Annotated in this window: 27 protein-coding genes and 1 riboswitch; of the genes, 23 read left to right on the top strand and 4 right to left on the bottom strand. The window is 66.6% G+C overall.

Annotated elements, in window-relative coordinates:
* Positions 1-2: 2 nt before the first annotated feature.
* On the bottom strand, positions 3-1,244 hold the full coding sequence (locus tag ACKI1H_RS09210; protein ID WP_440468212.1) for a TIGR03862 family flavoprotein: 1,242 nt from the start codon (positions 1,242-1,244) through the stop codon (positions 3-5).
* Positions 1,245-1,556: 312 nt separating this feature from the next.
* Here ACKI1H_RS09210 and ACKI1H_RS09215 point away from each other — a divergent pair, with 312 nt between their 5' ends.
* Positions 1,557-2,057: a hypothetical protein gene (locus ACKI1H_RS09215; RefSeq protein WP_171049423.1), complete on the top strand. Its 501-nt coding sequence runs from the start codon at positions 1,557-1,559 to the stop codon at positions 2,055-2,057.
* On the opposite strand, the gene ACKI1H_RS09220 is transcribed toward ACKI1H_RS09215, so the two are convergent.
* Positions 2,042-2,965, bottom strand: a complete 924-nt coding sequence (locus ACKI1H_RS09220) for a histone deacetylase family protein (protein ID WP_440468213.1) — start codon at positions 2,963-2,965, stop codon at positions 2,042-2,044. The two genes, ACKI1H_RS09215 and ACKI1H_RS09220, sit on opposite strands and share 16 nt — an antisense overlap.
* Before the next feature lie 101 nt (positions 2,966-3,066).
* Positions 3,067-4,272 carry an MFS transporter gene (locus tag ACKI1H_RS09225; RefSeq protein ID WP_440468214.1) on the bottom strand — a complete coding sequence of 402 codons (1,206 nt, stop codon included), beginning with the start codon at positions 4,270-4,272 and terminating at the stop codon, positions 3,067-3,069.
* A gap of 209 nt (positions 4,273-4,481) precedes the next feature.
* Between ACKI1H_RS09225 and ACKI1H_RS09230 the strand changes: the two genes are divergently transcribed.
* The 4 genes from ACKI1H_RS09230 to ACKI1H_RS09245 are packed head-to-tail and all read left to right on the top strand — an operon-like array spanning position 4,482 to position 8,140.
* Entirely contained in the window at positions 4,482-5,024 is a 543-nt protein-coding gene (locus ACKI1H_RS09230; RefSeq protein ID WP_440468215.1) for a GNAT family N-acetyltransferase, read from the top strand.
* Complete coding sequence (locus ACKI1H_RS09235) at positions 5,021-6,637, top strand: nitroreductase family protein (protein WP_440468216.1); 1,617 nt, start codon at positions 5,021-5,023, stop codon at positions 6,635-6,637. Before ACKI1H_RS09230 ends, ACKI1H_RS09235 begins: the two co-directional genes overlap by 4 nt.
* A gap of 13 nt (positions 6,638-6,650) precedes the next feature.
* Positions 6,651-7,520: an acyl-CoA thioesterase II gene (tesB, locus tag ACKI1H_RS09240; protein WP_138520170.1), complete on the top strand. Its 870-nt coding sequence runs from the start codon at positions 6,651-6,653 to the stop codon at positions 7,518-7,520.
* A gap of 8 nt (positions 7,521-7,528) precedes the next feature.
* The gene (locus ACKI1H_RS09245) at positions 7,529-8,140 is read left to right on the top strand and encodes an HAD family hydrolase (protein WP_440468842.1); all 612 of its coding nucleotides are present in this window, start codon (positions 7,529-7,531) and stop codon (positions 8,138-8,140) included.
* A gap of 289 nt (positions 8,141-8,429) precedes the next feature.
* Here the strand turns inward: ACKI1H_RS09245 and ACKI1H_RS09250 are convergent, their stop codons facing one another.
* Positions 8,430-10,286 carry a TonB-dependent receptor domain-containing protein gene (locus tag ACKI1H_RS09250; protein WP_440468217.1) on the bottom strand — a complete coding sequence of 619 codons (1,857 nt, stop codon included), beginning with the start codon at positions 10,284-10,286 and terminating at the stop codon, positions 8,430-8,432.
* Between the two features lie 94 nt (positions 10,287-10,380).
* A riboswitch (cobalamin riboswitch) is annotated at positions 10,381-10,570 on the bottom strand.
* A gap of 253 nt (positions 10,571-10,823) precedes the next feature.
* Here ACKI1H_RS09250 and eutS point away from each other — a divergent pair.
* From eutS to ACKI1H_RS09340, 18 genes are all read left to right on the top strand, one after another.
* The gene (gene eutS, locus ACKI1H_RS09255; protein ID WP_138520172.1) at positions 10,824-11,159 is read left to right on the top strand and encodes an ethanolamine utilization microcompartment protein EutS; all 336 of its coding nucleotides are present in this window, start codon (positions 10,824-10,826) and stop codon (positions 11,157-11,159) included.
* A gap of 2 nt (positions 11,160-11,161) precedes the next feature.
* Positions 11,162-11,629: a EutP/PduV family microcompartment system protein gene (locus tag ACKI1H_RS09260; protein WP_138520173.1), complete on the top strand. Its 468-nt coding sequence runs from the start codon at positions 11,162-11,164 to the stop codon at positions 11,627-11,629.
* On the top strand, positions 11,626-12,354 hold the full coding sequence (gene eutQ, locus ACKI1H_RS09265) for an ethanolamine utilization acetate kinase EutQ (protein WP_440468218.1): 729 nt from the start codon (positions 11,626-11,628) through the stop codon (positions 12,352-12,354). Before ACKI1H_RS09260 ends, eutQ begins: the two co-directional genes overlap by 4 nt.
* 4 nt (positions 12,355-12,358) lie before the next feature.
* On the top strand, positions 12,359-13,192 hold the full coding sequence (gene eutT, locus ACKI1H_RS09270) for an ethanolamine utilization cob(I)yrinic acid a,c-diamide adenosyltransferase EutT (RefSeq protein WP_138520175.1): 834 nt from the start codon (positions 12,359-12,361) through the stop codon (positions 13,190-13,192).
* A complete protein-coding gene (locus ACKI1H_RS09275) occupies positions 13,189-14,190 on the top strand; it encodes a phosphate acetyltransferase (RefSeq protein ID WP_440468219.1) in 1,002 nt (333 codons plus the stop codon). The genes eutT and ACKI1H_RS09275 overlap by 4 nt, the downstream gene beginning before the upstream one ends.
* Before the next feature lie 105 nt (positions 14,191-14,295).
* Complete coding sequence (gene eutM, locus ACKI1H_RS09280) at positions 14,296-14,586, top strand: ethanolamine utilization microcompartment protein EutM (RefSeq protein WP_138520177.1); 291 nt, start codon at positions 14,296-14,298, stop codon at positions 14,584-14,586.
* A gap of 123 nt (positions 14,587-14,709) precedes the next feature.
* The gene (gene eutN / locus ACKI1H_RS09285; RefSeq protein ID WP_138520178.1) at positions 14,710-14,997 is read left to right on the top strand and encodes an ethanolamine utilization microcompartment protein EutN; all 288 of its coding nucleotides are present in this window, start codon (positions 14,710-14,712) and stop codon (positions 14,995-14,997) included.
* 100 nt (positions 14,998-15,097) lie between these two features.
* The gene (locus tag ACKI1H_RS09290; RefSeq protein ID WP_440468220.1) at positions 15,098-16,522 is read left to right on the top strand and encodes an aldehyde dehydrogenase family protein; all 1,425 of its coding nucleotides are present in this window, start codon (positions 15,098-15,100) and stop codon (positions 16,520-16,522) included.
* A gap of 7 nt (positions 16,523-16,529) precedes the next feature.
* The gene (eutJ, locus tag ACKI1H_RS09295; RefSeq protein WP_440468221.1) at positions 16,530-17,372 is read left to right on the top strand and encodes an ethanolamine utilization protein EutJ; all 843 of its coding nucleotides are present in this window, start codon (positions 16,530-16,532) and stop codon (positions 17,370-17,372) included.
* The gene (locus ACKI1H_RS09300; RefSeq protein WP_440468222.1) at positions 17,369-18,568 is read left to right on the top strand and encodes an iron-containing alcohol dehydrogenase family protein; all 1,200 of its coding nucleotides are present in this window, start codon (positions 17,369-17,371) and stop codon (positions 18,566-18,568) included. Before eutJ ends, ACKI1H_RS09300 begins: the two co-directional genes overlap by 4 nt.
* A 47-nt stretch (positions 18,569-18,615) precedes the next feature.
* Positions 18,616-19,866, top strand: coding sequence for an ethanolamine utilization protein EutH (eutH, locus tag ACKI1H_RS09305; RefSeq protein ID WP_138520181.1), 1,251 nt, complete (start codon positions 18,616-18,618; stop codon positions 19,864-19,866).
* Positions 19,867-19,876: 10 nt separating this feature from the next.
* Entirely contained in the window at positions 19,877-21,283 is a 1,407-nt protein-coding gene (locus ACKI1H_RS09310; RefSeq protein WP_440468223.1) for an ethanolamine ammonia-lyase reactivating factor EutA, read from the top strand.
* Between the two features lie 26 nt (positions 21,284-21,309).
* Positions 21,310-22,671 (top strand): ethanolamine ammonia-lyase subunit EutB, encoded by a 1,362-nt coding sequence (locus ACKI1H_RS09315; protein WP_138520183.1) that lies wholly within the window; start codon positions 21,310-21,312, stop codon positions 22,669-22,671.
* Positions 22,672-22,683: 12 nt separating this feature from the next.
* Positions 22,684-23,565 carry an ethanolamine ammonia-lyase subunit EutC gene (gene eutC, locus ACKI1H_RS09320; RefSeq protein WP_440468224.1) on the top strand — a complete coding sequence of 294 codons (882 nt, stop codon included), beginning with the start codon at positions 22,684-22,686 and terminating at the stop codon, positions 23,563-23,565.
* Between the two features lie 14 nt (positions 23,566-23,579).
* A complete protein-coding gene (eutL, locus tag ACKI1H_RS09325) occupies positions 23,580-24,239 on the top strand; it encodes an ethanolamine utilization microcompartment protein EutL (protein WP_138520185.1) in 660 nt (219 codons plus the stop codon).
* A 13-nt stretch (positions 24,240-24,252) separates the two neighbouring features.
* Positions 24,253-24,780, top strand: a complete 528-nt coding sequence (locus ACKI1H_RS09330; protein WP_440468225.1) for a BMC domain-containing protein — start codon at positions 24,253-24,255, stop codon at positions 24,778-24,780.
* Positions 24,777-26,168, top strand: a complete 1,392-nt coding sequence (locus ACKI1H_RS09335) for a 4Fe-4S dicluster domain-containing protein (RefSeq protein WP_440468226.1) — start codon at positions 24,777-24,779, stop codon at positions 26,166-26,168. Before ACKI1H_RS09330 ends, ACKI1H_RS09335 begins: the two co-directional genes overlap by 4 nt.
* A complete protein-coding gene (locus ACKI1H_RS09340) occupies positions 26,147-26,695 on the top strand; it encodes a BMC domain-containing protein (protein ID WP_138520188.1) in 549 nt (182 codons plus the stop codon). Before ACKI1H_RS09335 ends, ACKI1H_RS09340 begins: the two co-directional genes overlap by 22 nt.
* Positions 26,696-26,800 lie beyond the last annotated feature (105 nt).

Raw genomic sequence — 26,800 nt, forward strand, 5'->3', positions numbered from 1 at the left:
GCTCAGCCTTGGGCTTCGAGCCACTTCAGCGCGCCCAATCCGGACGTACGGCCGCTGGCGAAGCAGGCGGTGAGCAGATAGCCCCCGGTGGGCGCTTCCCAGTCGAGCATCTCGCCGGCGCAGAACACGCCCGGCAGCACCTTGAGCATCAGGTGCTCGTCCAGTGCCTCGAAGGTCACCCCGCCGGCGCTGCTGATGGCTTCATCCAGCGGGCGGGTGCGCACCACGGTCAGCGGGAGTGCTTTGATCCGTTCGGCGAGGCGCTGCGGATCAGCGTAGTCGGCGGCTGTGGACAACTCGCGCAACAGTCCGGCGCGCACGCCGTCCAGGCCGAGTCGGCCGCGCAGGTGGTTGGCCATGGACTTGGAGCCGCGCGGCTGCGCGACAGCCTTGGCGACCTGCTCCAGGCTGCGGCTGGGCAGCAGGTCCAGGTGCACGGTGGCGCTGCCGGTCTGCTCGATGCACTCGCGGATGCCGGAGGACAGCGCGTAGACCAGGCTGCCCTCGATGCCGCCGGCCGTGACCACGAACTCTCCCTGACGCGGCGTACCGTCGGCCAGCGAGAGCGCCACCGGCTTGACCGGTGCGCCAGCGAACTTCTCGCGGAAGAACTCGCTCCAGCCGGCCACCTCGAAGCCGCAGTTGGCCGGGCGCAGTGGCGAGATATCCACCGCGCGTTCGGCCAGCAGCGGCACCCAGGTGCCGTCCGAGCCCAGGCGCTGCCAGCTGCCGCCCCCGAGGGCCAGCACAGTGGCATCGCCCGTCAGGCTACGCTGGCCTTCCGGTCCGTCGATCAGCAGCGCGCCCTCGGCGTCCCAGCCCAGCCAGCGGTGACGGGTGTGGATAACCACGCCGGCTTCGCGCAGGCGTTTGAGCCAGGCGCGCAGCAGCGGCGCGGCCTTCATGTCGGTGGGGAAGACGCGGCCGGAGGTGCCGACGAAGGTCTCGATCCCCAGGCCATGAATCCACGCGCACAGCGCCTGGTTGTCGAAGGCGTCGATTAGCGGCGCGAGGCTCGGCGCGCGCTGGCCGTAGCGCGACAGGAAGGGTTCGCGCTCCTCGGAGTGGGTGATGTTCATGCCGCCCACGCCAGCCAGCAGGAACTTGCGCCCGACCGAGGGCATGGCATCGAACAGCTGTACCTGCACGCCGGCACCAGCCAGGACTTCGGCCGCCATGAGGCCGGCGGGGCCGCCGCCGATGACAATCGCGGTACGGGAGGCGAGCGGGCGGAGATCGGTCATGCAGGAGGCCAGGCGAAGGAGGGGGGGGAAAGGCCGCAATTCTAGCGCAGCGGTGCGGCGCGCCGGTTGCTCATTTTTTGTCCAGGTCTCGCGGAGCCTGTGTCGTTGGGCGCGGCAGGCATTTTTCCGCAGCTTATCCACAGGCCGCCTCACAGTTATCGTGGAAAAGCCGCACAGCGGCGAAAGCGGGGCTCCAAGCCCTGATGGATAGGGGTTGCGAGAATTCCTACAGGGGATCGGGATTGCGCCGATGTTGGCGCTTTTGTGAATCCATCAGCATGCGGGCCTCTTGCAACCTTGGTCCGACTGTCGATGAAAGTCCGTGATTACCTTCGCTCTCATGAGGCCCACCTGTGGGTGGAGGGCAGCGACACCCGCGTCCGGGTGAATGGCCTCGACATTGTCATCCGTAGCCTGCCCAGCGAGGAGATCCGCACCCTCCTCAACGAGGCGGTGGCCCATATGGTGGTGCGCCTGAACAAGAACCTGCAGGGTTCGAAGGTCAAGTTCGAACAGCGGGTACTGGAGCTGCTGTCGATACAGATTGCGCTGCACAACCTCTATGTCTTCACCAACTGGAGCCGCCTGTTGCCGCGTTACCTGCAATTCGCGGGGCCGCTGCGCGCCCAGGAACTGCTGCAGCATCATGTGCCCGAGCAGGTGATGCGCTTTTGCGAGAGGAGTTACGGCGACGAGTGCCGCCCGCGGGCTGCCGCGCTGCTGGGGTTTTCCGCCCATGAACTGGCGCGCTGGGAGCAGCAGCGCCTGCCCACGCGAATGGACACCAACAACTCGCGCTACCGGGCCAACTGAAACTCGCGCGCCACCCGCGCGGCGCTGTGGTGCAGGATGCCATGGCGCCGGGCCAGCGCCTGGCGGTCCTTGTCGTAGCCACCGCCGATCACGCCCACCACTGGGATATCGCTGGACAGGCAGCGGCGGATGACGTGCTCGTCGCGCGCCGCCAGTCCCGCGTCGGTGAGTTGCAGGTAACCCAGGGCGTCGTCCTTGTGCACATCCACGCCGGCGTCATAGAGCACGATGTCCGGCTGGTACAGCGGTAACAGGTAGTCCAGCGCTTCCTGCACCACCTTCAGGTACTCCGCGTCCCCCAGGTGCAGTGGCAGGGGAATGTCCCAGTCGCTCTGCGCCTTGCGCGCGGGGAAGTTCTTCTCGCAGTGCAGTGACACGGTCACGGCATCCGGTACGTTCTCCAGGATGCGCGCGGTGCCGTCGCCCTGGTGCACGTCGCAGTCGAAGATCAGCACCCGGTTGGCCTTGCCGCTTTCCAGCAGGTAGAGGCTGATCACTGCCAGGTCGTTGAAGATGCAGAAGCCCGAGGCGTGGTCGTGGTGTGCGTGGTGCGTGCCGCCGGCGAGGTGGCAGGCCAGGCCGTTCTGCAGTGCCAGTTCGGCCGTCAGCAGCGAGCCACCCACTGCGCGCACCGTGCGCCTCGCCAGCGCTTGAGTCCAGGGCAGGCCAAGGCGGCGAAGTTCCTCGCGCTCCATCGCGCCGCTGCAATAGCGCTCGATATAGTTGCGGTCGTGGGCCAGGGCGAGGATATCCACAGGGCAGAGTTCCGGGCGCAGCAGCTGCTCGTCCTGCACCAGGGCGCTGTCCACCAGGTGGTCGCGCAGCAGGCGGAACTTCTCCATGGGAAAACGATGGTTGTCCGGAAAGGGCGGACTGTAGTCGTCGTGGTAGACCAGGGGCAGCGGCATGGCGTCGGCGGATCGGGAATGTGCTGCACAGGGTACGTCGTCGTGGCGCACAGACGAAAGGGCCGGCATTGCGCCGGCCACATCGCATTCGAGCTCGCGTATCAGCCTTCGTTGGAGGCTGCTGCGTTGCGCTGTTCGCCGCGGCTGGTAGCCACCGACACCGACCACAGCACGAAGCCGCCGATGGCCAGCAGGCTGCCGACCCAGCCCGGCGAGGTCCAGCCGTAGCCCGCCGCCAGGGCCAGGCCGCCGAGGTACGGGCCCAGCGCGTTGGCGAAGTTGAACGCCGAGTGGTTCAGTGCCGCGGCCAGGCCCTGGGCGTCCTCGGCGACGTCCATCAGGCGGGTCTGCAGGACGGTGCCGAGGGCGCCGCCGAAGCCGACGAAGAACACGCAGATCGAGATGGTCCAGATGTTCCCGGCAGTGAACGGGAAGATCGCCAGCACCACCGCGCTCCACACCAGCAAGCCACCGGCGGTGGGCATCACGGCACGGTCGGCTAGCACCGGAATGAACAGGTTGCCCAGGGTCATGCCGATACCGAACACCGCCATCACCAGCGGCACGATGCTCGGCGAGACGTGGGTCACCGCGCCGAGGATATCGGCCAGGTAGGTGTACACCGCGAACAGGCCGCCGAAGCCGATGGCGCCGATGCCCAGGGTCAGCCAGACCTGCCCGCGCTTGAGCGCACCCAGCTCGCGCAGCGGGCTGGAGTTCGGCTCGGCGGGCGAGTAGGGGGCCAGCAGGCGCACGCAGATCATGGTCAGCACGCCCAGCGCAGCAACCAGGGCGAAGCTCCAGCGCCAGCCCACGGCCTGGCTCAGCCAGTTGGCCAGCGGCACGCCGATGATGGTGGCGACGGTGAGGCCGAGGAACATCCGCCCGACCGCCACGGTGCGCCGGTGCGGCGGCACGATGGAGGCGGCGACCAGCGCGGCGATGCCGAAATAGGCACCGTGGGGCAGACCGCTGATGAAGCGGAACAGCAGCATCCAGTGGTAGGTCGGCGCCAGGGCGCTCAGGCCGTTGCCGACAGCGAACAGCGCCATCAGCAGCACCAGCAGGGTGCGCCGCGGGAGGCGCGCGCCGAGCACCGCCAGCAGCGGTGCACCGACGACTACGCCCAGGGCGTAGGCGCTGATCACATGACCGGCGGTCGGGGCATCGATGCCCAGTGCCGGGGCGAAGTAGGGCAGCAGGCTCATGGTGGCGAATTCGGTGGTGCCGATGGCGAAGCCGCCGACAGCCAATGCGAAAAGCACCAGGGCCGTACTGCGTTGCAGTCCGGTGGTGGAGGTCGTCATGGGAGTTCCTTGGTCTTTTTTGAGGTGCGCCATGGCGGCGCGGCTGTCTGCGTGAGCACGGTCAAGGCAGTGACCGACAGCGAAGGTAGGAGAAAAATACCAGATGAAGGTGCTTTGTGCTGAATCGATTGCGCCTGGTCTGACGGATTGCGCCCTACAGCCGTGGGGACGGGTATCATGGTCTTCTCTGATGAACCGCGATGCCGCCCATGGATTTTCCCAGCCTGACCACCGAGCGCCTGCTGCTGCGTCCCTGGCGCCACGACGACCTGGTGCCCTTCGCCGCGCTGAATGCCGACGCCGAGGTGATGCGCCATTTCCCTGCCTGCATGAGCCGTGAGGAAAGCGATTTGCTGGCCGCGCGAATCCTCCAGCATTTCGATGAGCAGGGCTTCGGTCAGTGGATCGTCGAGCGCCGCAGTGACGGAGCATTCATAGGCGTACTCGGGTTGGCTCGGGTCTCCTTCGAAGCGGCGTTCACCCCGGCGGTGGAGATCGGCTGGCGCTTCAATGTTGCCTACTGGCGCCAGGGCTATGCGCTGGAAGCGGCCCGTGCGGCGCTGGACTTTGCATTCGACCAGTTGAAGCTAGACGAGGTCGTGGCCTTCACCGTGCCGGCCAACCTGCCCTCGCAAGGATTGATGCAGCGCCTGGGCATGCAGCGTGACGAGGCTGGTGATTTCGAGCATCCGCGCCTGCCCGAAGGCCACGCCCTGCGCCCGCATGTGCTGTACCGGATGCGCCGCCCATGACGCCGGAAGAGGGCGTGCGCGCCTTTCACCAACTGAGTAGCCACCGCCCCGAGCGCTTCGCCCCCGGCCCCGGCCAGCTCGACTGGGCGACTCAGCCGGCTGCCTTCCGCCGTTATGCCGGCGCGCGTTGCGTCGAGCTGCTGCATCGGCCGCAGGAAGAGTCGCCGGGGTATGACGAAGCATTTGCCGGCCCCATCGGCCAGCCAGCGCCGCTTGATCTGGCCAGCGTTTCGCAATTGCTCTACGACAGCCTGGCTATCTCGGCGTGGAAGGAAGCGGGCGGCAACCGCTGGGCGCTGCGGGTCAATCCGTCCAGTGGCAACCTGCACCCGACCGAGGCCTATCTGCTGCTGCCTGCCGGGGCTGTGGATAACGCCGCGCTGCTGGCTCATTACAGCGCCGACGAGCATGTGCTGGAGGTGCGTGCCGAGCTGCCCACGCCGCTGGCCGAACAGCTGAACCACGCTCTGCCCGCTGGCGGTTTCCTGCTGGCGCTGGCGAGCATCCCCTGGCGCGAGGCCTGGAAGTACGGCGAGCGCGCCTATCGCTACTGCAATCACGACCTCGGCCACGCGCTGGCCTGCCTGAGCATCGCCGCAGCGATCCAGGGCTGGGAAGTGCGCCTGTTGCATGGTGTCGCCGAGGCACGGCTGGATGCGCTGATCGGCCTCGACCGTGACGGCTTCAGCGAGCACGAATTCGCCGACGCACTGCTGTGGATCGGCCCGGCACAACCCGCCGAATTCCCGCTGCCCAACAACCTGCTCAAGGGCCTCGCCGAACTGCCGCTGGCCGGAACGCCCAATCGCCTGTCGCGGGACTATCGCCACTGGCCGGAGCTGGAGCGCGTGCACGCGCTGTGCCGCGCGCCTGCGTTGCCGGCTGGCGAATGGGCCGCGTCGCAGCTGGAAGCGGCTGTGGATAACCCCGGCCTGCCGCTGCGCCCGATCCTCCACCGCCGCCGCAGCGCGCAGTCCATGGACGGCCGCAGCGGCATTCACGCCGAGCTGCTGTATGCCTGGCTGCGCCGCCTGATGCCGGAGCGCTCGCCCGTGCCCTTCGCCTGTACCGGCGAACCGGCGCGCATCGACCTGCTGCTGTTCATCCACCGCGTCCAGGGCCTGGAACCCGGCTTGTACTGGCTGGGCCGCAGTGGCCGCGACGCCGGTGGGCTGCGCGCGGACTACCTGTGGCAGAGCGTGGAGGAAAGCGGCCTGCCGCTGTACCGCCTGCTGTCCGGCGATGCGCGCGGGCTGTCGGCTTTCCTCTCCTGCGGGCAGGACATCGCCAGTGACGGCTGCGTCGCCTTTGCCATGCTCGCCGATCTCGACGCTGCGCTGGCCGAGGGGGCATGGACTTATCCGCGCCTGTACTGGGAGGCCGGCCAGATCGGCCAACTGCTCTACCTGGAAGCCGAGGCTGCGGGAATTTCCGGCACCGGCATCGGCTGCTATTTCGATCCGGCGCTGGAAGAACTGCTGGGCGGGAGTTCGGACTGCCCGGTCAGCCTCTATCATTTCACCATCGGCCGCGCGGTCTGGGATGAACGGCTCACCAGCCTTCCCGCCTACAGCGCGCCGCGCCGACTCCCACTTCAGCAAGACCGCAATTGAGGAAACAACGCGCATGACCCAGATCCTGGACAACCTGGTGGCTCTGCTGAGCCTGGAACAGATCGAAGAGAACCTGTTCCGCGGCACGAGCCAGGACCTCGGGTTCCGCCAGCTGTACGGCGGGCAGGTACTCGGCCAGGCGCTGTCGGCGGCCAGCCAGACCGTCGAGGCGGAGCGCCACGTGCATTCGATGCACGGTTACTTCCTGCGTCCGGGTGATGCCAGCAAGCCGGTCGTCTACCAGGTCGATCGCGTGCGTGACGGCGGCACCTTCAGTACCCGCCGCGTCACCGCGATCCAGAAGGGCCAGCCGATCTTCGCCCTGAGCACCTCGTTCCAGACCGACGAGGAAGGCTTCGAGCACCAGATCACCATGCCCGACGTGGTCGGCCCGGAGAACCTGCCTACCGACCTGGAACTGAAGAAGGCCGGCGCGGAGAAATTCCCAGAACGCATCCGCGACAAGCTGCTCTATCCCAAGCCCATCGAGATCCGTCCGGTCACCCAGAACGACCCTTACGAACCCACCGTCGGCGAGCCGATCAAGTACCTCTGGCTGCGCGCTGACGGCAAGCTGCCGGACATCCCGGCACTGCACAAGTACATCCTCGCCTACGCCTCGGACTTCGGTTTCCTCACCACCTCGCTGCTGCCCCACGGCCGCTCGGTCTGGCAGAAGGACATGCAGGTCGCCACCATTGACCACTCCGTGTGGTTCCACCGCGACCTGCGTGCGGACGAATGGCTGCTCTACGCCATCGACAGCCCCTGGGCCGGCAACGGCCGTGGCTTTGTGCGCGGCAGCATCTTCAACCGTGACGGCCAGCTGGTCGCATCCTCGACCCAGGAAGGCCTGATCCGCCGCCGCGAGGACTGGGCATGACGCTCGCCCTGTCGCTGGGAGAGATTCGCCACTGGGTGTTCGACATGGACGGCACCCTGACCCTGGCGGTGCACGACTTCCCGGCGATCAAGCGGGCGCTGGGGATTCCCCAGGAACACGACATCCTCACCCACCTGGCCGCGTTGCCGGAAGATGAGGCAGCAGCCAAGCACGCCTGGCTGCTGGAGCATGAGCGCGAGCTGGCGGTGGCGTCCAAGGCCGCGCCGGGCGCGGTGGAACTGGTGTGTGCGCTGCACGGCGCGGGTTACCGGCTCGGCATTCTCACCCGCAATGCCCATGAGCTGGCGCTGATCACACTGGACGCCATCGGCATCGGCGATTGCTTCCTCACCGAGGATGTTCTCGGCCGTGGCGAGGCGGACCCCAAGCCCAGCCCGGACGGCCTGCTGCGCCTGGCCGCGCGCTGGGATGTGGCGCCGCAGCGGATGCTGATGGTCGGCGATTACCGCTTCGATCTCGATTGCGCCCGTGCCGCCGGCGCGCACAGCGCGCTGGTCAATCTGGCCGACCATCTACAAGAGAACCCCTGGCCCGAGCTGACCGACTGGCATGCGCAGGACTGCGCGGAGCTGGGACGGATGGCGGGCGTGCTGGTCTGAGTCCGCTGCCTTGCGGGTTCGCGAGCAAGCTCGCTCCTACGATGAGCAAACCGGGGAGCTCAGGGATATCCCTGCACGCCAACCCTGTAGGAGCGAGCTTGCTCGCGAACAGCCGCCAGCACCGAGGTTCCCGGTAGGAGCGCCCCTTGGTCGCGCTCCTGGCATATGTGTGAACCTCGATCCGTAGGATGGGTGGAGCCTAGGCGATACCCATGCTGGCAGTGCCAGGCACGATGGGTATCGCTGCGCTCCACGCCATCCTACGAAAGCGCCGCAGCGCTGGCAGGAGTTACAGCTCCGGCGTCCAGGTCACCGCCAGCAGCGCGGTGCGGCCCGGTTCGCGGTAGGGGCGGGCTTCGCCCATGTAGTCGCTCGGGCTGGTCGGGCGCAGGTAGTCGCCCAGGGTGTAGTTGCGATCCAGGGCGTTATCCAGCTTCAGGTCGAAGCGAATTTCATTGCTGGCCAACCAACTGGTGCGCAGGTCGAGCACGCCGTAGCCGGACAGCTCGCGGGTGTTGGCGGCGTCGTCGTAGCGCTGGCTGACCGCGCGCCAGGTGCCGCCGACACCGAAGGCGCCGAACTGGCGGTCGAGGTCCAGGCTCAGGGTGCGGCGCGCGCGGTAGGGCAGGGTGTGGCCGGTGTCGCGGTCGCGCGGGTCGATCAGGCTCAGGCCGAGTGCGGCCTGCCAGCCCAGTACCTCGCGGGCGACGCTGGCCTCGAAGCCATCGATGCGCGCCTTGTTGATGTTCTCCGGCTGGTTGCTGGTACTGTCCCAGGCGATCAGGTCATCGATCTCGGTGCGGTACAGCGAGGCTTCCAGGTGCGTGCCGGAGAAGTCTCCGCGCCATTGCAGCTCGTAGGTCTTCGAGGTCTCGGCCTTCAGGTCCGGGTTGCTCGCGCCGGGGTAGTAGAGGTCGCTGAAGGTCGGCGCGCGGAAGCCTTCGCCGTAGCTGGCGATCCAGGTCTGGCTGTCGCCCACCGGCAGGCTGAAGGCGGCGTTCCAGCTGTTCTGGCTGCCATAGGCCTGGTTGTTGTCGTGACGGATACCCAACTCGGTGCCGAAGCTGTCGCCCTTGAAACTGTGCTGGGCGAAGAAGGCGCGGTTGCTGCGCTGGTCCTCGGCGAAATCGGTGGTGCCGTCGACCTTGTCTTCGTACCAGTCGGCGCCCAGGGCCAGCTGGTTGGCTTCGTCCAGTTGCAGGCGGTTGAGCCAGCTCGCCGAGTGGCGGGTGGTTTCCAGCGTGCCGTTGTTCCAGCTGTCGGCGGCGCCCACGGCCTTGTTGCGGTCATAGCTGCGACCCAGCTCCAGGCGGCTGTTCCACATCGAGGTGATCTGGCCGTCGAGGTAGGCGCTGTAGCTGCTGACGCGGAATTCGTCACGGGGCGAGCCCGGCTCGAAGTTGTAGGCGTCGTCGTATTCGTTCTTGCCGCGCTGGTCGTTGAGGTTCAGGCCGGCCTTCCAGTCCTCGCTGAAGCGATGGTCCAGGTTCAGGTGCACGGCCTTGTTGCGCTGGGCGTCGTGGTCGTTGTCGGCGCCGACGTTGTCGCTGGTGCGGTCCCAGCCCTGGCTCTCGTCCAGGCTGCCGCCGAGGTTGTAGCGGGTCTGCTCGTTACCGCCGGAGAGGCTCAGGCTGCGCTCGAAGGTGCCGTGGCTGCCGGCGGCCAGGCGCACTTCCGGGTGCAGGCCGGCTTCGCCGCGGCGGGTGAAGATCTGGATGACGCCGCCGATGGCATCGGCGCCGTACAGCGCGGAACGCGGGCCACGGGTCACTTCGACACGCTCGATGCTGTCGATGCTCAGGTAGTCCAGGCGGGCGATGCCGCTGCTGGCCGAGGCGACGCGTTGGCCGTCCACCAGCACCAGGGTCTGCGCGGTGCTGGTGCCACGCACGGAGTACGAGACCACGCCGCCGGAGCTGCCCATCTGCACGCCGGGCACGCGGGCGAGCAGGGCGGGGACGCTGCGCACCTGCAGGCGTTCGATGTCGGCACGGGTGAATACGCTGTTGGCCGAGGTGGCTTCGGCGCGCGGCTGGGCCTGGCGCGCGGAGGTGATCACCTGGTCGGAGAGTGTGTAGATGTCGCCAGCGGCGAAGGCCATGCCGGGCAGCAGGCTGGTGGCCAGGGCGAGTCGGGTCAGTTTCATGGAGCGTCCTCAAAAGCGGTCGGATGACTTTCGAGGAGGGCGTGGCAAGGGCGGCAGGCCGCACTTGACGGTGCGGCCCTCCGCAACACCTGTCGGGGCGTGTCGAGGGCGGTCTCCGGGCTGCCGACGTCACATCGCCGCCTTCCCACAGTCGTGCAGTGGCTACTGGCGATGCTGCAATCCATGAAGGATCGCGTCGGTTACCGTTGCGGGGGCAGCGCAGGTCTTTCACCTGCTTCCCGTTACCTCGAACGAAAACGGGGCGAACCATACGACCAAGGTCTGCGATGAGCAAGGGCAGCGGCGATCGACGGCTCGTGCTGCGCTGTGCCAACGCTTTCCGACGACTCGCCGCCAGCCCATCTGGCAGGGGCTTTGCCGACCTATTGCGGGCTGCGACGAAATCGCCCAGGTCGTGCCCATGGGCGCGATGGCCCGCTCGAACTCTGTCGATCCGCTGAAAAGTTTGCCGATTTTCGATAGGGCTGGTCTGCCCCCCTTGGTTAGCCTTTTGTTCATGGACAAGAGGTGCGCCCGATGAGCAGAGAACGAATCATTCAGGAGTTTGTGCCAGGCAAGCAGGTGACCCTGGCACACCTGATTGCGCATCCGCAGGAAGACCTGTCGAGCAAGATCGGCGTCCCTGGCGCCGAGGCCATCGGCATCATGACGCTCACCCCCGGCGAGACGGCGATGATCGCGGGTGATTTCGCCACCAAGGCCGCCAATGTGCAGATCGGCTTCCTCGATCGCTTCAGCGGCGCACTGGTCCTCTATGGCAGCGTCGGTGCGGTGGAAGAAGCGCTGGAGCGTACCTGCGCCAACCTCGACCGCCTGCTCGCCTACACCATTTGCCCGGTGACCCGGAGTTGAGCATGCAGACCCATCGATATGCCCTGGTCGGCGGCGTGGGAGCGGGCAAGACCACCTTGTTCAACGCCCTGCGCGGCCGCCGCGAAACGCCGCGCAAGACCCAGGCCCTGGACTTCGACCTGTGCGGTGCGATGGATACCCCCGGCGAGTTCATCAGTCATCCACGGCTGTACCGGGCCTTGATTACCAGCACCGACAACGTGGACACCCTGGTCTACGTGCATCCGGCCAATGAGCCGGAGTGTCGTTTGCCGCCGGGACTGCTCGACATTCACTCGGGCAAGCGCCTGGTCGGTGTGATCAGCAAGTGCGACCTGGCCGACGCGGACCCGGATGCGGCCGAGTCCCTGATGCGGCGGCACGGCATCCATGGCGAGATCCTGCGCGTCGCCCAGGACGACCCCACCAGTATCGAGCGTCTGCGCCAGGTGTTGCACGGACGCGCTCCGCTTGAGGAAAAGTATCCATGAAAAAGCTGATTACCGCGGGCTCCGTGCGCGAGGCGATTGCCGCCGGGCAGCGTTCGCTCGAAGTCGAGCTGCCGCGCTGCATTCTGACGCCCGAGGCGCGGATGATCGCCGAGGAAGCAGGGCTGGAGATCATCGAGCGCATCGCCGGTGAGGCCGTGCAGCCTGGGGATGGTACGGCCATGAAAGGCACCGAGGCGGTCAACGATTCCGCGGTTGCCAGCGAGGACCAGATTGCGGCCATCCGCGCAGCCGTGCTGGAGCGTCTTCCTGCCGATGCCGATGCGGCACTGGTTGAACAACTGGTGCGCAAGGCGGCTCGGGCGGGTGGCATGACAGCGAGTCCGGAACCGTCGGGATTCGAGTCGCGCACCGGTGCTGGCGGCATCAAGCTGGTGAAGGGCGACAGCGTGCGTTTCGGCCTGCTCGACGGCGTCGAGGGCGGTTGCCAGATCGGCATCACCGACGTGGTCGGTACCGAGGATGGCAGCAGCATGGGCGCCGGCTTCATGCAGTGGGAAAACGCTTTCTTCCCGTGGACGCTGAACTACGACGAGGTGGACCTGGTACTCGAGGGTGAGCTGCACATTCGTCAGCACGGCGAGACCCTGGTTGGCCGGCCCGGCGACCTGCTGTTCATTCCCAAGGGCAGCCGCATCGAGTTCGGTACGCCGACCCGTGTGCGCTTCCTCTATGTGGCCTGGCCGGCCAACTGGCAGGAGCAATGAGGCGATGAGCACCTTCATCACCGAGACCTGGCTGCGTGAGCGACATGGCCTGAGCGAAGGTACCGAGTTGCACCTGCCGGCCGACGCCCGCTTGACCCCGGCGGCGCGTGCGCTGATCGAGGCGCGCCGGCTGACAGTGAAGTACCACGACGAGCAAGGGCGCCTGTTCCGCGACAACCAGGCCGGCGATGGCGCCGAGCCGGAGCCGGTGCACGGGCTGACCGGTCAGGCGGAAAGCGTCGTTGCCTGCTGCCAGCTGTGTCACCAGCCGGCCGAGCACAAGCCCGAGGGCATGACGCACCTGAACGCCCGCGAGCTGGTGGCCAAGAACGATCCGCGCCTGCGCTTGCGCGCCCAGCTCGATGCGGCCATCGCCCTCGCGGTGTGGTTGCAGGTGGAGCTGCGCGAACCTCAGGAACTGGTCGCCTGGCTGGGTGACCTGCGCTCGGTGCTGGGCCAGGTGATGCGCGCTGATGTGCTGGGTGAGTCGTTGCCTGGTTTCAGCATCGGCGGGCTCGATGATGGCGAGCTGCACCGCCTGTCCCATGCGCCGCTGAAGTACCTCGGGCATGACCATCTGGTGCCGGAGCTGGCGCACGGGCGTGCCTGCGCACAACTCAACCTGTTGCGCGCCAAGGTGCGCGAAGTCGAGGTCTGTGCCGCCGAGGTGTTCATCGGACCCGGCTACCAACTGCAGCGCAAGGATCTGCTGCACGCACTCAATCGGCTTTCCAGTGCGCTCTATGTGGCGATGCTGCTCAGTGTCCTGCACCAGCGCGGCCAGCCTTGGCCCAGTCGAGAAGTGCTGCTGCAACGCCTGCAAGGAGATCGCTCATGAGCCTGCTCGACGAGTGCCGCCGGGCCGCCCGGCTTGATCCACCGCGGGTGGTATTCCCTGATGGCCTGGATCGCCGCGCCATCGAGGCGGCGCAGTATCTCAAGCGCGAAGGGCTGGCACAGCCACTGCTCCTGGGCAACCCCTTCGCCCTGCGCAGCTATTGCCTGGAGCAGGGCGTGCGTCTGGGCGAGGTACCCGTGCTCGACCCCGAGCACTCGCCCAGGATCGATGCCTTTGTCGAGTCCTTGTTGCAGCGGCAGTCGAAGCTGACCCCGGAGCAGGCGTGTGAGTCGCTGCGTTCACCGCTCGGGTTCGGCGCGGCCATGCTCGAGGCGGGCCTGGTCGACCTGTGCATTGCCGGCAATCTCAGTTCCACCGCCGATGTGCTGCGCGCAGGTCTGCGAGTGGTGGGCCTGGAACCGGGTAACCGCACACTGTCTTCGGTGTTCTTCATGCTGCCGCCCGATGGCGGGCAGCCGCTGGCGTTCGCCGATTGCGGCGTGATCCCGCGGCCGACGGTGGAGCAGCTGGCGGATATCACGCTCAGCTCGGCTGTCAGCTTCGAGCGGGTGACCGGTCAGCCGGCGAAGGTGGCGATGCTCTCCTTCTCCAGCCATGGCAGCGCCCGCCATCCCGATGCCGAGGCCGTACGCGAGGCCTGCGCGCTGGTACGCGAACGCGCGCCGCAATTGTGTGTGGATGGCGAGCTGCAGTTCGACGCGGCTTTCGTGCCCCAGGTCGCCGCCCTGAAGGTGCCCTCCAGCCCGCTGCAGGGGGCGGCCAATGTGTTCGTCTTCCCCAGCCTGGAGGCCGGCAATATTGGCTACAAGATCGCTCAGCGCCTGGGTGGCTATCGCGCCATTGGGCCGATGCTGCAGGGCATGCGCGCCGCGCTGCACGACCTGTCCCGTGGCTGTAGTACGGAAGAAATGATTCAGATGGTTCTGCTCGCCGGAAAGATGGGCGGTGGAGCCGCTGCTGTGAACCGCGTCGCCTGAGCGGCCGGTTCGAGCCATACGGTGGCCCCCGCCGTCCCGGGGGTGAGTCGAGTGGTCAGCCACTCGGATGCAGTCCCGCAAGGGTGATTGTTCGAGGAGAGTGTGATGGAAGCGTTAGGCATGATTGAAACCAAGGGCCTGGTGGCGCTGATCGAAGCGTCCGACGCCATGGTCAAGGCCGCCCGGGTCAAGCTGGTCGGGGTCAAGCAGATCGGTGGTGGCCTGGTCACCGCGATGGTGCGTGGCGACGTCGCCGCGTGCAAGGCCGCCACTGATGCCGGCGCCGCCGCGGCACAGCGCGTCGGGGAGGTGGTTTCGGTGCAGGTGATCCCGCGTCCGCATTCGGACCTGGAAGAAGTCTTCCCGATCAAGCTGACCGGTGGTTCGCTGGATTGATGATCCGAGTGTGCGGTGTACCAACGTGTTGGTGCTCCGCCATCGGTGAATGCACCTCGCCGCCCCGGAGCCGTCCCTGCGATACAGGGCGGCGCCGGCCAGCGGCATGGCAAGGAATGACGAATGAAACTGGCAATGGTGGTGGGGCAGGTGGTTTGCACCGTCAAGCATCCGGGCCTGGGACTCGACCGGCTGTTACTGGTCCAGGGACTGGACGGTGAAGGCCGACCCGACGGCGAGCGCCTGGTCGCCAGCGATGCCATCGGCGCCGGCAACGGCGAATGGGTTCTGCTGGCCAGCGGGAGCTCCGCACGGCAGGCCAGCAGCGACGGGCGCGCGCCCATAGATCTGTGCGTGGTCGGCATCGTCGATGAGGCGGTGCTGGACGGCGAAGTGTTCTACCGCAAGTAAGCGCGCCAAGACAGCGCACCCCGAATTTCGAAACGGCTTCTCCGCTGGCCCCGTCCAGCCGGAGCGGACGGATTCATCCTGAATTTGAGAGAGGCACGACGTGGATATCAACCCGAAGGAAATCGAACAGGTAGTCAAGGCGGTACTCGCCTCGATAGGGGCGACCTCCACGGCCGCTGCAGCCTCCGCGCCGGGTGTCAGTTGTGCACCGGGCGTCTTCATCGAACTCGACGACGCCGTGGCGGCCGCTCGCCACGCACAAAAGGCTCTGCATTCGGTCGCCATGCGCAACACCGCGGTTGCCGCCATTCGCGGCGCCGGTGAACGCCATGCCCGTGAACTGGCGGAGCTGGCGGTGGAAGAAACCGGCATGGGCCGGGTGGACGACAAGATCGCCAAGAACATCGCCCAGGCTCGTCATACCCCGGGTACCGAATGCCTGCAGGCGCAGGTGCTGACCGGCGACCACGGCTTGACCCTGATCGAGAATGCCGCCTGGGGCGTGATCGCCTCGGTGACGCCGTCGACCAACCCGGCGGCCACGGTGATCAACAACGCCATCAGCATGATCGCCGCCGGCAACTCGGTGGTGTTCGCCCCGCACCCGGCGGCCAAACGGGTATCCCAGCGCACGGTCAGCCTGCTCAATGAAGCGTTGGTCGAAGCGGGCGCGCCGGCCAATCTGATCACCACCGTACAGAGTCCGGACATCGAAACCGCGCAGCGCCTGTTCCGTTATCCGGGCATCGGGCTGCTGGTGGTCACCGGTGGCGAGGCCGTGGTCGAGGCGGCGCGCAAGCACACCGACAAACGCCTGATCGCCGCCGGTGCCGGCAACCCGCCGGTGGTGGTGGACGAATCCGCCGACCTGGCGCGCGCCGGGCGCGACATCGTGTTTGGCGCCTCGTTCGACAACAACATCATCTGCGCCGACGAGAAGGTGCTGATCGTCGTCGAAAGCGTGGCCGACCGTCTCAAGGCCGAGATGCTCAAGCATCAGGCGGTGGAGCTGACAGCGGCCCAGGCAGCGCAGCTGCTACCGGTGCTGCTGCCGAAGATCGACGCCCAGGGCCGTGGTGCTGTGTCCCGCGACTGGGTCGGCCGCGACGCGGCGAAGATCGCCGCCGCCATCGGCCTGCAAGTGCCTGCCGACACGCGTCTGCTGTTGGTGGAAACCAGTGCCGAGCACCCGTTTGCGGTCACCGAACTGATGATGCCGGTGCTGCCCATGGTGCGGGTCGCCAGCGTCGAGCGCGCCATCGAGTTGGCCGTGACGCTCGAAGGTGGCTGCCACCACACCGCTGCCATGCACTCGCGCAATCTGGAAAACCTCGATCGCATGGCCAACGCCATCGACACCAGCATCTTCGTCAAGAACGGGCCGTGCATTGCGGGCCTGGGCTTTGGTGGGGAGGGCTGGACCACCATGACCATCACCACACCCACCGGCGAGGGCGTGACCTCGGCGCGCACCTTCGTGCGCCTGCGTCGGTGCGTCATGGTCGATCAACTGCGAATCGTCTGAGGCGGCCATGCAACGCGATCTGCAGCACTGGCTGTCACCCCGCTTGCGGCGCGCCGCCGCCTGCCTGGCTGAACCCGCCGTGACGGACATCGTCGCGGGGCCGCTGAGCCTGGGCATCGACCTGGGGACTTGCGACGTGGTGTCGATGGTACTCGACACCCAGGGCATACCGGTTGCTGTGCGCCTGGACTGGGCGGATGTGGTGCGTGATGGCGTGGTCTGGGATTTCTACGGTGCGGTGACGCTCGTCCGCCGGCAACTCGACAGCCTGCAGGAGCAGTTGGGCGTGCGCTTCACCCAGGCGGCGACCTCCTTCCCTCCGGGCACCGAGCCACGCATCTCGATCAACGTGCTGGAAGCGGCCGGGCTGGATGTCACCTGCGTGATCGACGAGCCCTCCGCCGTGGCACGGATGCTCCGGCTGAAGAGTGCCGCGGTGGTCGACATCGGTGGTGGCACCACTGGCGTAGCGGTGGTGCGTGACGGCCAGGTCATTCATTCCGCCGACGAGCCCACTGGTGGTCACCACGTCAGCCTGGTGCTGGCCGGCCACCTGGGCATTGCCCTGGAAGAGGCCGAGCAGCGTAAACGCCGTGAAGGCGAAGCGCTCTGGCCGCTGGTGCGCCCGGTGTTCGAGAAGATGACCGACATCGTCCGCCAACACTTGCGCGGCTTCGACGTCGACGAAATCTACCTGTCCGGCGGCTCCTGCACCCTGCCCGGCGTGCAGGCGTTGTTCGCCCAGGCGTTTCCACAGCAGCGGGTGCTGCTGCCGGCGCCCCCTCTCTTCACGACCCCACTGGCCATTGCCAGTTGTGGCCTGCAAGCCGCGTCAGGAGTTTCACCATGAAGCAGCAGGATGTCGGCCGGGTGATCTACCGTGCCCTGGACATGCTCAACGCCCGAGCCGTGCGTGAGTTTCGCGTGCCACCCAGCACCTACATCGGCGCCGGTGCCATCGCGCGCGCTGGAGAAGCGATCAGGGCCTGCGGCATCGGCCGGGTGTTCGTGATGGTCGATGGTCTGCTGCACCAGCAGGGACTCGACGAAGGGCTGTTCCGCTCGCTGGACGATGCCGGCGTGGCCTTCGAATGCCTGGTCTATCCCGGCGGTGAGCCACACAGCGAAACCGTGGAAGCGGCGGGCCGGCAATTGCTCGCCACCGCCTGTGACGGCGTGCTGGCCTTCGGTGGCGGCTCGGTGCTGGATGCCGCCAAGGTCACCGCGATGCTGGCAGCCAACCCGGGTTGTGCGCTGAACGGCCTGGGACAGGAAGGGCAGCCGTTGCGCCGCCGAGTGCCACTGATCGCCGTACCGACCACCGCCGGCACCGGCTCCGAAGCCACCAATGTGGCGGTCATCACCGACAGCATCCGGCGGGTGAAGCAGGTGTTGGTGCACACCGACCTGATTCCTGACCTGGCGATCATCGATGCCTGTCTGACCGTTGGCGTGCCGCCGGCCGTGACCGCCACTACCGGTATCGATGCGCTGACCCATGCGGTGGAGGCCTATGTGTCGCCGACCGCCACGCCTCTGACCCAGGGCCTGGCCCTGCGCGCCGTGACGCTGATCGGCGAGGCGCTGCCGCTGGCAGTGGGGCAGGGCGGCAACGTCGCTGCGCGCGAGTCGATGATGCTCGCTTCCTACATGGCCGGAATGGCCTTCTCCAACTCCGGGCTGGGGCTCTGCCATGCCACTGCTCACCCGCTCGGCGCGCGCTACGGCATCCCTCACGGGCAGGCCAACGCGCTGATGCTGCCGGCCGTCATGCGTTTCAACCAACTGGTGTGCAAGCGCGCCTACGCCGAGATCGGTTGTGCGCTGACCCGCCGTGAGCTGGATGCCAGCGACAGCATTGGTGCCGTGCAGCAGCTGATCGACGAAGTCGGTGCGGGTCGCCCACTGGCGTCGTTCGGCGTGTTGCGCGAGGACTTCGCCGCCCTTGCCGAGGTTGCGCTGCAGGACAACTGCCTGGCCGGAAACCCGCGCACTGCCACGGCACAACAAATCATCGGCATCTACCAGGATGCCTGGCAGCGCTGAGGCGGCTGCCCAACGGAATCAAGAGACGTTCAGGAGCAGTAGCAGTCATGAGCATCAACGAAATCATCATGGTCATCATGATGGTCTTCCTGCTGATCGCAGCGGTGGACAGGGTATTCAGCCAGTTTGGTGGATCGGAACGCATCCTCGGCTTCATCGGCCTGGGCAAGGTCGGACGGGGCATCGAGGGGGCCGGCTCGCAGTTCGAAGAAGGCTTCATGGCCATGGGCGCCCTGGGCCTGGCGATGGTCGGTATCACCGCGCTGGCGCCGGTACTGGCGCACCTGCTCGGCCCGCTGGTGATCCCGCTGTATGAAAGTGTTGGGGCGAGCCCGGCCATGTTTGCCGGCACCCTGCTGGCCAACGACATGGGCGCGTTCTTCCTGGCCAAGGAACTGGCCGGTGGCGACACCGCCGCCTGGCTGTACTCCGGCCTGATCCTCGGCGCGATGATGGGCCCGACCCTGGTGTTCATCATTCCCGTGGCGCTGGGCATCATCGAGCCGGGCGACCGCCGCTACCTGGCCCTTGGCACGCTGGCTGGCATCGTCACCATTCCGCTGGGCTGCATCGCCGGTGGGCTGGTGGCGATGGTCTCGAACATCGAGGTCAACGGCCTGCCGGTCGAGTTCACCCTGGCGATGATCCTGATCAACATGATCCCGGTGCTGATCGTCGCCGGCCTGATCGCCCTGGGCCTGAAGTTCTGCCCGGAAAAGATCATTGCCGGCTTCGAAGTGTTCGCCAAGATCCTCGTCGGCGTGATCACCGTCGGCCTGGCTGCCGCCGTGGTGCAGTACACCGTTGGCTGGACGCTGATCCCCGGCATCGATCCGATCTTCATGAGCGCCGGTGACAAGCCGGGCGAGGTGATGCGCGCCATCGAGGTGATCGGCTCGATCGCCTGCGTATTGCTGGGCGCCTATCCCATGGTGATGTTGCTGACCCGCTGGTTCGGCACACCGCTGATGAAGGTCGGCAGCCTGCTGGGGATGAACAAGGATGCCGCCGCCGGCATGGTCGCCAGCCTGGCCAACGTGATCCCGATGTTCGGCATGTTCGGCAAGATGGATAACCGCGGCAAGGTCATCAATTGCGCCTTCGCCGTGTCCGCTGGCTTCGCCCTGGGCGACCACCTCGGTTTCACCGCCGCGAACATGTCCGCGATGATCTTCCCGATGATCGTCGGCAAGCTGATCGGCGGCGTCACCGCGGTGATCGTGGCGATGATGATCGTGCCCAGGTCCGAGCCGCTCGCCATCGACGCCGATGCGCCCGCATCGCTGCCGGCCAAATAGGAGCGCGGCGATGAGCAGGAAGGAGTTGCGCAGCGTTGGTATCGACATCGGCACCACCACCACCCAGGTGATCTTCTCCCGGCTGGTGCTGGTGAACCGCGCGTCGCTGTCCCAGGTGCCGCACTACGAGTTCGCCTCGCGGGAGGTCACCTATGTCAGTCCGGTGACTTTCACGCCGATCGACTTCGAGGAGCACCTGCGCGAAGACGAGCTGCTCGACTTCATTCTTGCGCAATATCAAGCGGCAGGGCTGGTGCCGGAGGACATCGAATCCGGCGCGATCATCATCACCGGTGAAACCTCCAAGGCGCGCAATGCCCGTCCAGCCGTGCTGAAGCTGGCCGAGCGGCTCGGTGACTTCGTGGTTGCCAGCGCCGGGCCGCACCTGGAGTCGGTGATCGCCGGGCGCGGCGCCGGTGCCGCCGAGCTGTCGGCGCAAAGCGCCAGCCGCGTTCTGAACATCGACATCGGTGGCGGCACCGCCAACTATGCGCTGTTCGAGGCCGGCCGGGTGGTCGCCTCGGCCTGCCTGAACGTCGGCGGGCACCTGGTGGAGCTCGATGGCCAGGGGCGGGTCAGGCACCTGCACGCCCCTGCACGCGCCATCTGCCGTGAGCTGTTTCCCGGCTTTGACGAGGCCCGTGGGCTGAGCGCCGAGCAGTTGCGCGCGCTGACCCGGCGCATGGCCCATTTGCTTCATGAGGTGATCAGCGGCGAGCTGTCACCGCTGGCGCACGAACTGCTGATGACTGCTCCGCTGCCGGCCACGGCGCCGCTGCACGCGGTGACCCTCTCCGGCGGCGTCGGGCAGTGTTACTACCATGATCGCGACGAGGCGCCGTTGCGCTACGGCGATATCGGCCCTTTGCTGGCCAACGCGCTGCGCGAGGACGCGGGACTCGCCAGCCTGCCGATCCGCGAGCCGAAACAGACCGTGCGCGCCACGGTGATCGGCGCCGGCGCTCACAGCCTGTCGCTGTCGGGCAGCACCATCTGGTTGCGCGACCTGCACCTGCCGTTGCGCAACATCCCGGTCATCCATGGTGTGCCTGGCCAGGCATCGGTCGAGGCCTGGAGCGCCCGCCTGGCGCAGATGGACCTGCGCGCCAGCGAGGACCTCTATGCCCTGGCCCTGGCCGACGACCTGCCCATCGCCTACCAGGCGTTGCAACGCTGCGTGACGGAACTCAGCGAGTTCCAGCGCCGGCATCCCAATCCCCATCCATTGCTGGTTGTCGCCAGCCAGGACCTCGGCAAGGCGCTGGGCATGTTGCTCCAGCCGCACCTGGCCGGGCGGGCCCTGGCGGTGATCGACGAGGTCGCGACCGGCGATGGCGATTACATCGATATCGGCAGCCCGATCTTCGACGGCGAGATCCTCCCGGTCACCGTCAAGTCCCTGGCTTTTCCTTCCTGAGCTTTCTCTTTCCCAAGGCAGTGACGATGAAACTCAAGACTCAGTTGTTCGGCAAGATCTACCAGTTCGGTAGCGTCAAGGAAGTCCTGGCCAAGGCCAACGAGCCACGCTCAGGCGACATTCTCGCAGGAGTTGCCGCGAGCACTGCCCAGGAGCGTGTCGCGGCCAAGCAGGTGCTTTCGGAACTGACCGTCGCCGACATCCGCATGAACCCGGTCATCCCTTATGAGGAGGACTGCGTCACGCGGTTGATCCAGGACGGCATCAACGAGACGTCCTATGCCCGTGTGGCGAACTGGAGCATCGGCGAGCTGCGCGAGTACATCCTCGCCGACAGCACCGACACCGATGCCATTGCCTTCCTCCGCAAGGGGTTGAGCTCCGAGGTGGTCGCGGCGGTGGCGAAGATCTGCTCCAACACCGACCTGATCTACGGCGCGAAGAAGATCCCGGTGGTCAAGCGCGCCAACAACACCATCGGCCTGCCCGGACACTTCAGCGCCCGCCTGCAACCCAACGACACCCGCGACGATGTGAAGAGCATCGCCGCGCAACTGTACGAGGGGCTGTCCTACGGCATCGGCGACGCGGTGATCGGGGTCAACCCGGTGACCGACAACGTGGAGAACACCACCCGGGTACTGGGCACCCTCTACGAGGCCATCGACAAGTTCGAGATTCCGACCCAGGGCTGCGTGCTGGCGCACGTCACCACCCAGGTCGAGGCCATTCGCCGGGGCGCACCGGGCGGGCTGATCTTCCAGAGCATCTGCGGCAGCGAGAAGGGTCTGCGCGAGTTCGGTGTGGAACTGGCCATGCTCGACGAAGCACGGGCCGTGGGCGCCGAGTACAACCGTATCGCCGGCAGCAACTGCCTGTACTTCGAAACCGGCCAGGGCTCGGCGCTGTCCGCTGGGGCGCACTTCGGCGCCGACCAGTTGACCATGGAAGCGCGCAACTACGGCCTGGCCCGCCACTACGACCCGTTCATGGTCAACACGGTGGTCGGCTTCATCGGCCCGGAGTACCTCTACAACGACCGCCAGATTATCCGCGCCGGTCTCGAAGACCACTTCATGGGCAAGCTCAGTGGCCTCTCCATGGGCGTGGACTGCTGCTACACCAACCACGCCGACGCCGACCAGAACTCCAACGAGAACCTGATGATCCTGCTCGCCGCCGCTGGCTGCAACTTCATCATCGGCATGCCGATGGGCGACGACATCATGCTCAATTACCAGACCAGCGCCTTCCACGACACCGCCACCATTCGCCAGTTGCTCGGCCTGCGTCCGGCACCGGAATTCGAGCAGTGGCTCGAGCGCATGGGGCTGATGCACAACGGCCGGCTGACGGCGCGCGCCGGCGATCCCTCCATTTTCTTTTAAAGGTGAACTGACATGCATCAGCAGCAGATCGAGGACATCGTTCGCTCCGTATTGAACGAGCTCAAGGCAAGTCCGGCCGGTGCCCCGGGAATGGAGGCGGCACCCGCTCAGGCCGGCGTCGAGGACGGCCTGTGCTCCTGGGACCTGGGCTCCGCCGAGGCCCGGCAATGGATCGGTATCGACAACGCGCAGCGCCCGGAGGTGCTCCAGGAATTCCGCAAATCCACCGCCGCGCGCGTCTGCCTCGGGCGTGCCGGCGTGCGTCCGCGCACCCAGGCACTGCTGCGTTTCCTGGCGGACCACTCGCGCTCCAAGGACACCGTGCTCAAGGAGGTCTCTGCCGAGTGGGTGAAGCAGCAGGGCCTGCTCGAAGTGCAATCGGAAGTGGAAACCAAGGACCAGTACCTGACCCGTCCGGACATGGGCCGTCGCCTTGACGAAAAGGCCATCGCCACACTGTTGGCCGAGTGCAGGAAGAACCCGCAGGTGCAGGTGGTGATCTCCGATGGTTTGTCCACCGATGCGGTGACGGCGAACTTCGACGAGATCCTGCCGCCCTTGCTGCAGGGCCTGAAAAGCGCCGGGCTGGATGTCGGCACGCCGTTCTTCGTGCGCTACGGCCGGGTCAAGGTCGAAGACCAGATCGGCGAACTGCTCGGCGCCCAGGTAGTGATCCTGCTGGTGGGTGAGCGTCCGGGTCTGGGCCAGTCGGAAAGCCTGTCCTGCTACGCGGTGTACAAGCCGACCCAGGCTGGCACCGTGGAAGCCGACCGTACCTGCATCTCCAACATCCACCGTGGCGGCACTCCGCCGGTGGAAGCGGCAGCGGTCATTGTCGATCTGGCCAAGCGGATGCTGGAGAAGAAAGCCTCCGGTATCGCACTGAACCGTTAAGGGAGTGACATTCGATGAGCATGCTCGATCCGATCAAACCCAGCGTCACGGCCATGCGCCTGATCGCTTCGCTGCAGGATGACTTCCGCCGCGAACTGAAACTCCCCGATGACATCCGCAGCCTCGGCCTGATCAGCGTCGACTCCGATGACGTCGCCTACATCGCCGCTGACGAAGCCACCAAGCAGGCGTTGGTGCAAGTGGTCTACGGCCGCTCGCTCTACGCCGGCGCCGCCAACGGCCCGTCGTCCACCGCTGGCGAAGTACTGATCATGCTCGGTGGGCCGAACCCTGCCGAGGTGCGCGCCGGCCTCGATGCGATGGTCGCCACCATCGAGAACGGCCCGGCGTTCCGCTGGGCCAACGATGCCGAGAACATCGCCTTCCTCGCCCATGTGGTATCGCGCACCGGCAGCTACCTGGCGCAGACCGCGGGGATCACCGAGGGCGATCCCATCGCCTACCTGGTGGCGCCTCCGCTGGAAGCGACCTTTGGCATCGACGCGGCGCTCAAGGCTGCCGACGTGCAACTGGTGACCTACGTACCGCCGCCTTCGGAGACCAACTACTCGGCCGCGTTCCTCAGTGGCAGCCAGGCGGCCTGCCTGGCCGCTTGCAACGCCTTCCGCGAAGCCGTCCTGGACGTTGCGCGGCAGCCTGTCCAGTTGCGCTGAGGAGGAACGCGGAATGCTCAACGCCATCGGTCTGCTGGAAGTTCGTGGCCTGGTCGTCGGGATCGAGGCCGCTGACGCCATGCTCAAGTCGGCCTCGGTTCGCCTGCTACGCCAGGCACTCACCAATCCTGCGCTGGTCAGCCTGGTGGTGGAGGGCGATCTCGCAGCCTGCCGCGCTGCACTGGATGCTGGCGCAGCTGTAGCCTTGCGCGCCAACGCGCTGGTCAGCCGCAAGGAAATCGGCCGGCCGGAGGACGACACGGCCTACCTGCTGGACACTCTGCTGGCGGAGCCACCTCCGCCTCCGTCAACCGCTTGCGCCAGCGCGCCGGCGGTCGTTGCCGAGGAACCGATCGAGGTGCCGGAAGGGCTTCTGCCGTTGTTGGCGCAGCACAAGCACGGCTGCAGTGCCAGTGAGGTGTCGGCGGCGTTCGAGGTGCCAGTGGAGGTGGCTCGCGATTGGCTGGAGCAACTCTGCGTCAGCGGCAAGTTGCGCAAGCGCGGCAGCCGCTACCGGCGTGCGGGAGGTAGTGCGACATGACCCGCATCCTCGACCTGGATGCCGGGCTGATCCGGCGCCGGGTAGCGGCGGCAGGTGTGGTCGGGGCCGGCGGCGCCGGCTTCCCGACTCACGTCAAGCTCAATGCCAGCGCCGAGATCTACCTGGTCAACGGCGCGGAGTGCGAGCCTTTGCTGAAGGTCGACCAGCAGATGGCCGATGAGCAGGCCGAGTGGTTGATCAAGGGGCTGCTGTACGGCATGGCTGCGACCGGCGCCGCTGAAGGCATCATTGCGCTCAAGGCCAAATACCAGGCCGCCATCGATCGCCTGACGCCGTTGCTCCCCGAGCGCGTGCGGTTGCACATCCTGCCGGACATCTATCCGGCCGGCGACGAGGTGATCACCATCTGGCTGGCCACTGGCCGGCGTGTACCGCCGGCGCAGCTTCCGCTGTCCATCGGCGTGGTGGTGAGCAACGTGCAGACGCTGATCAACGTCGCCCGCGCGGTCGAGCTCGAGCAGCCGGTCACCCAGCGCACCCTGACGGTGAACGGCGCGGTGCGCCAGCCGCTGACGCTCAGCCTGCCGCTGGGTACGCCGCTGCGCGAGGCGCTGGCGTTGGCTGGCGGCTGCACGGTGAGCAATCCCGCCTTCATCAATGGCGGGCCGATGATGGGGCACCTGCTGGATGACCTCGACGAGCCGGTGACCAAGACCACCGGCGGCCTGCTGGTGCTGCCCGAGGATCACCTGCTGATCCGCCGTCGCCGGCAGAGCATGGACACGGTGCTGGCCATGGCACGTTCGGTGTGCGAGCAGTGCACGCTGTGCACCGAACTCTGCCCACGGCACATGATCGGTCACGAACTGCCGCCGCACCTGATCGTGCGCGCCACCAATTACCAGCACATTGCCCAGCCCAGTGTATTGCTGTCGGCGCTGACCTGTTCCGAGTGCGGTATCTGCGAGGCCTATGCCTGCCCGGTGGAGATATCGCCGATGCGCTTGAATCAGGCGCTCAAGGGCCGTCTGCGCGCCGAGGGCGCCCGCTACGAAGGCGAGCTGCGCGCGGCCGACCCGATGGCCGAGTACCGCCTGCTGCCGGTCAGCCGGCTGATTTCCCGCCTGGAGCTGCAAGCCTTCAACCACAAGGCGCCGATGCAGGTCACGGACTACGCCCCGCGTGAGGTCAGCCTGCCGTTGCGCCAGCACATCGGCGTGGCAGCCGAGCCTTGCGTTGGCGTGGGCCAGACGGTGGTTGCCGGCCAATGCATCGCCAGCATCCCTGAAGGGCAGCTGGGTGTTCCGCTGCACGCGAGTATCGATGGCCAGGTCATCGAGGTCGGTATCAGCCATATCCGCATTGCAGCCTCCACCGCGGACACACTTTCCCAAGGAGAATCTCCATGTATCACGCCATCGGCCTGATCGAGCTGACCAGCATTGCCCGTGGCGTCCAGGTCGCCGACCTGATGCTCAAGAGTGCCGATGTGCAACTGCTCTCGGCCAAGACCATCTGTCCCGGCAAGTACATTGCCATGGTCGGCGGACAGATCGCTGCGGTGCAGCAGGCCGTTGCCACGGGAGAAGAGGCGGGCGGCCACATGGTGGTCGATCGCTTCGTTCTGCCCAATATCCACGAATCGGTGTTGCCGGCGATCAGCGGCGTGACCCGGGTGGAGCGCACCCAGGCGCTGGGCGTGGTGGAAACCTTCAGTGTGGCAGCCTGCATCGAAGCGGCGGACGCCGCGGTGAAAGCGGCCAACGTGGTACTGGTGCGGGTACACATGGCCTTCGGCATTGGCGGCAAATGCTACCTGGTGGTGACCGGCGACGTCGCCGACGTGGAGACCGCGGTCAAGGTCGCGTCGCAAAGTGCCGGTGAGAAGGGTCTGCTGGTTCACAGCATGACGGTTCCCAGGCCGCACGTTGACCTGTGGCAGCACCTGCTCTAGCTGACTGAAACAGTCTTGTCAGGCGGCCGAAGAGTCGCTGATCCAAGTAAGAAATGTTGTGCCTTGCAGATGAAGTTGGCGTTCAGCGCCAGATTTGGTCGTGGA

The organism is Pseudomonas sp. YH-1, assembly GCF_051990045.1.
GTDB lineage: Bacteria > Pseudomonadota > Gammaproteobacteria > Pseudomonadales > Pseudomonadaceae > Pseudomonas > Pseudomonas nicosulfuronedens.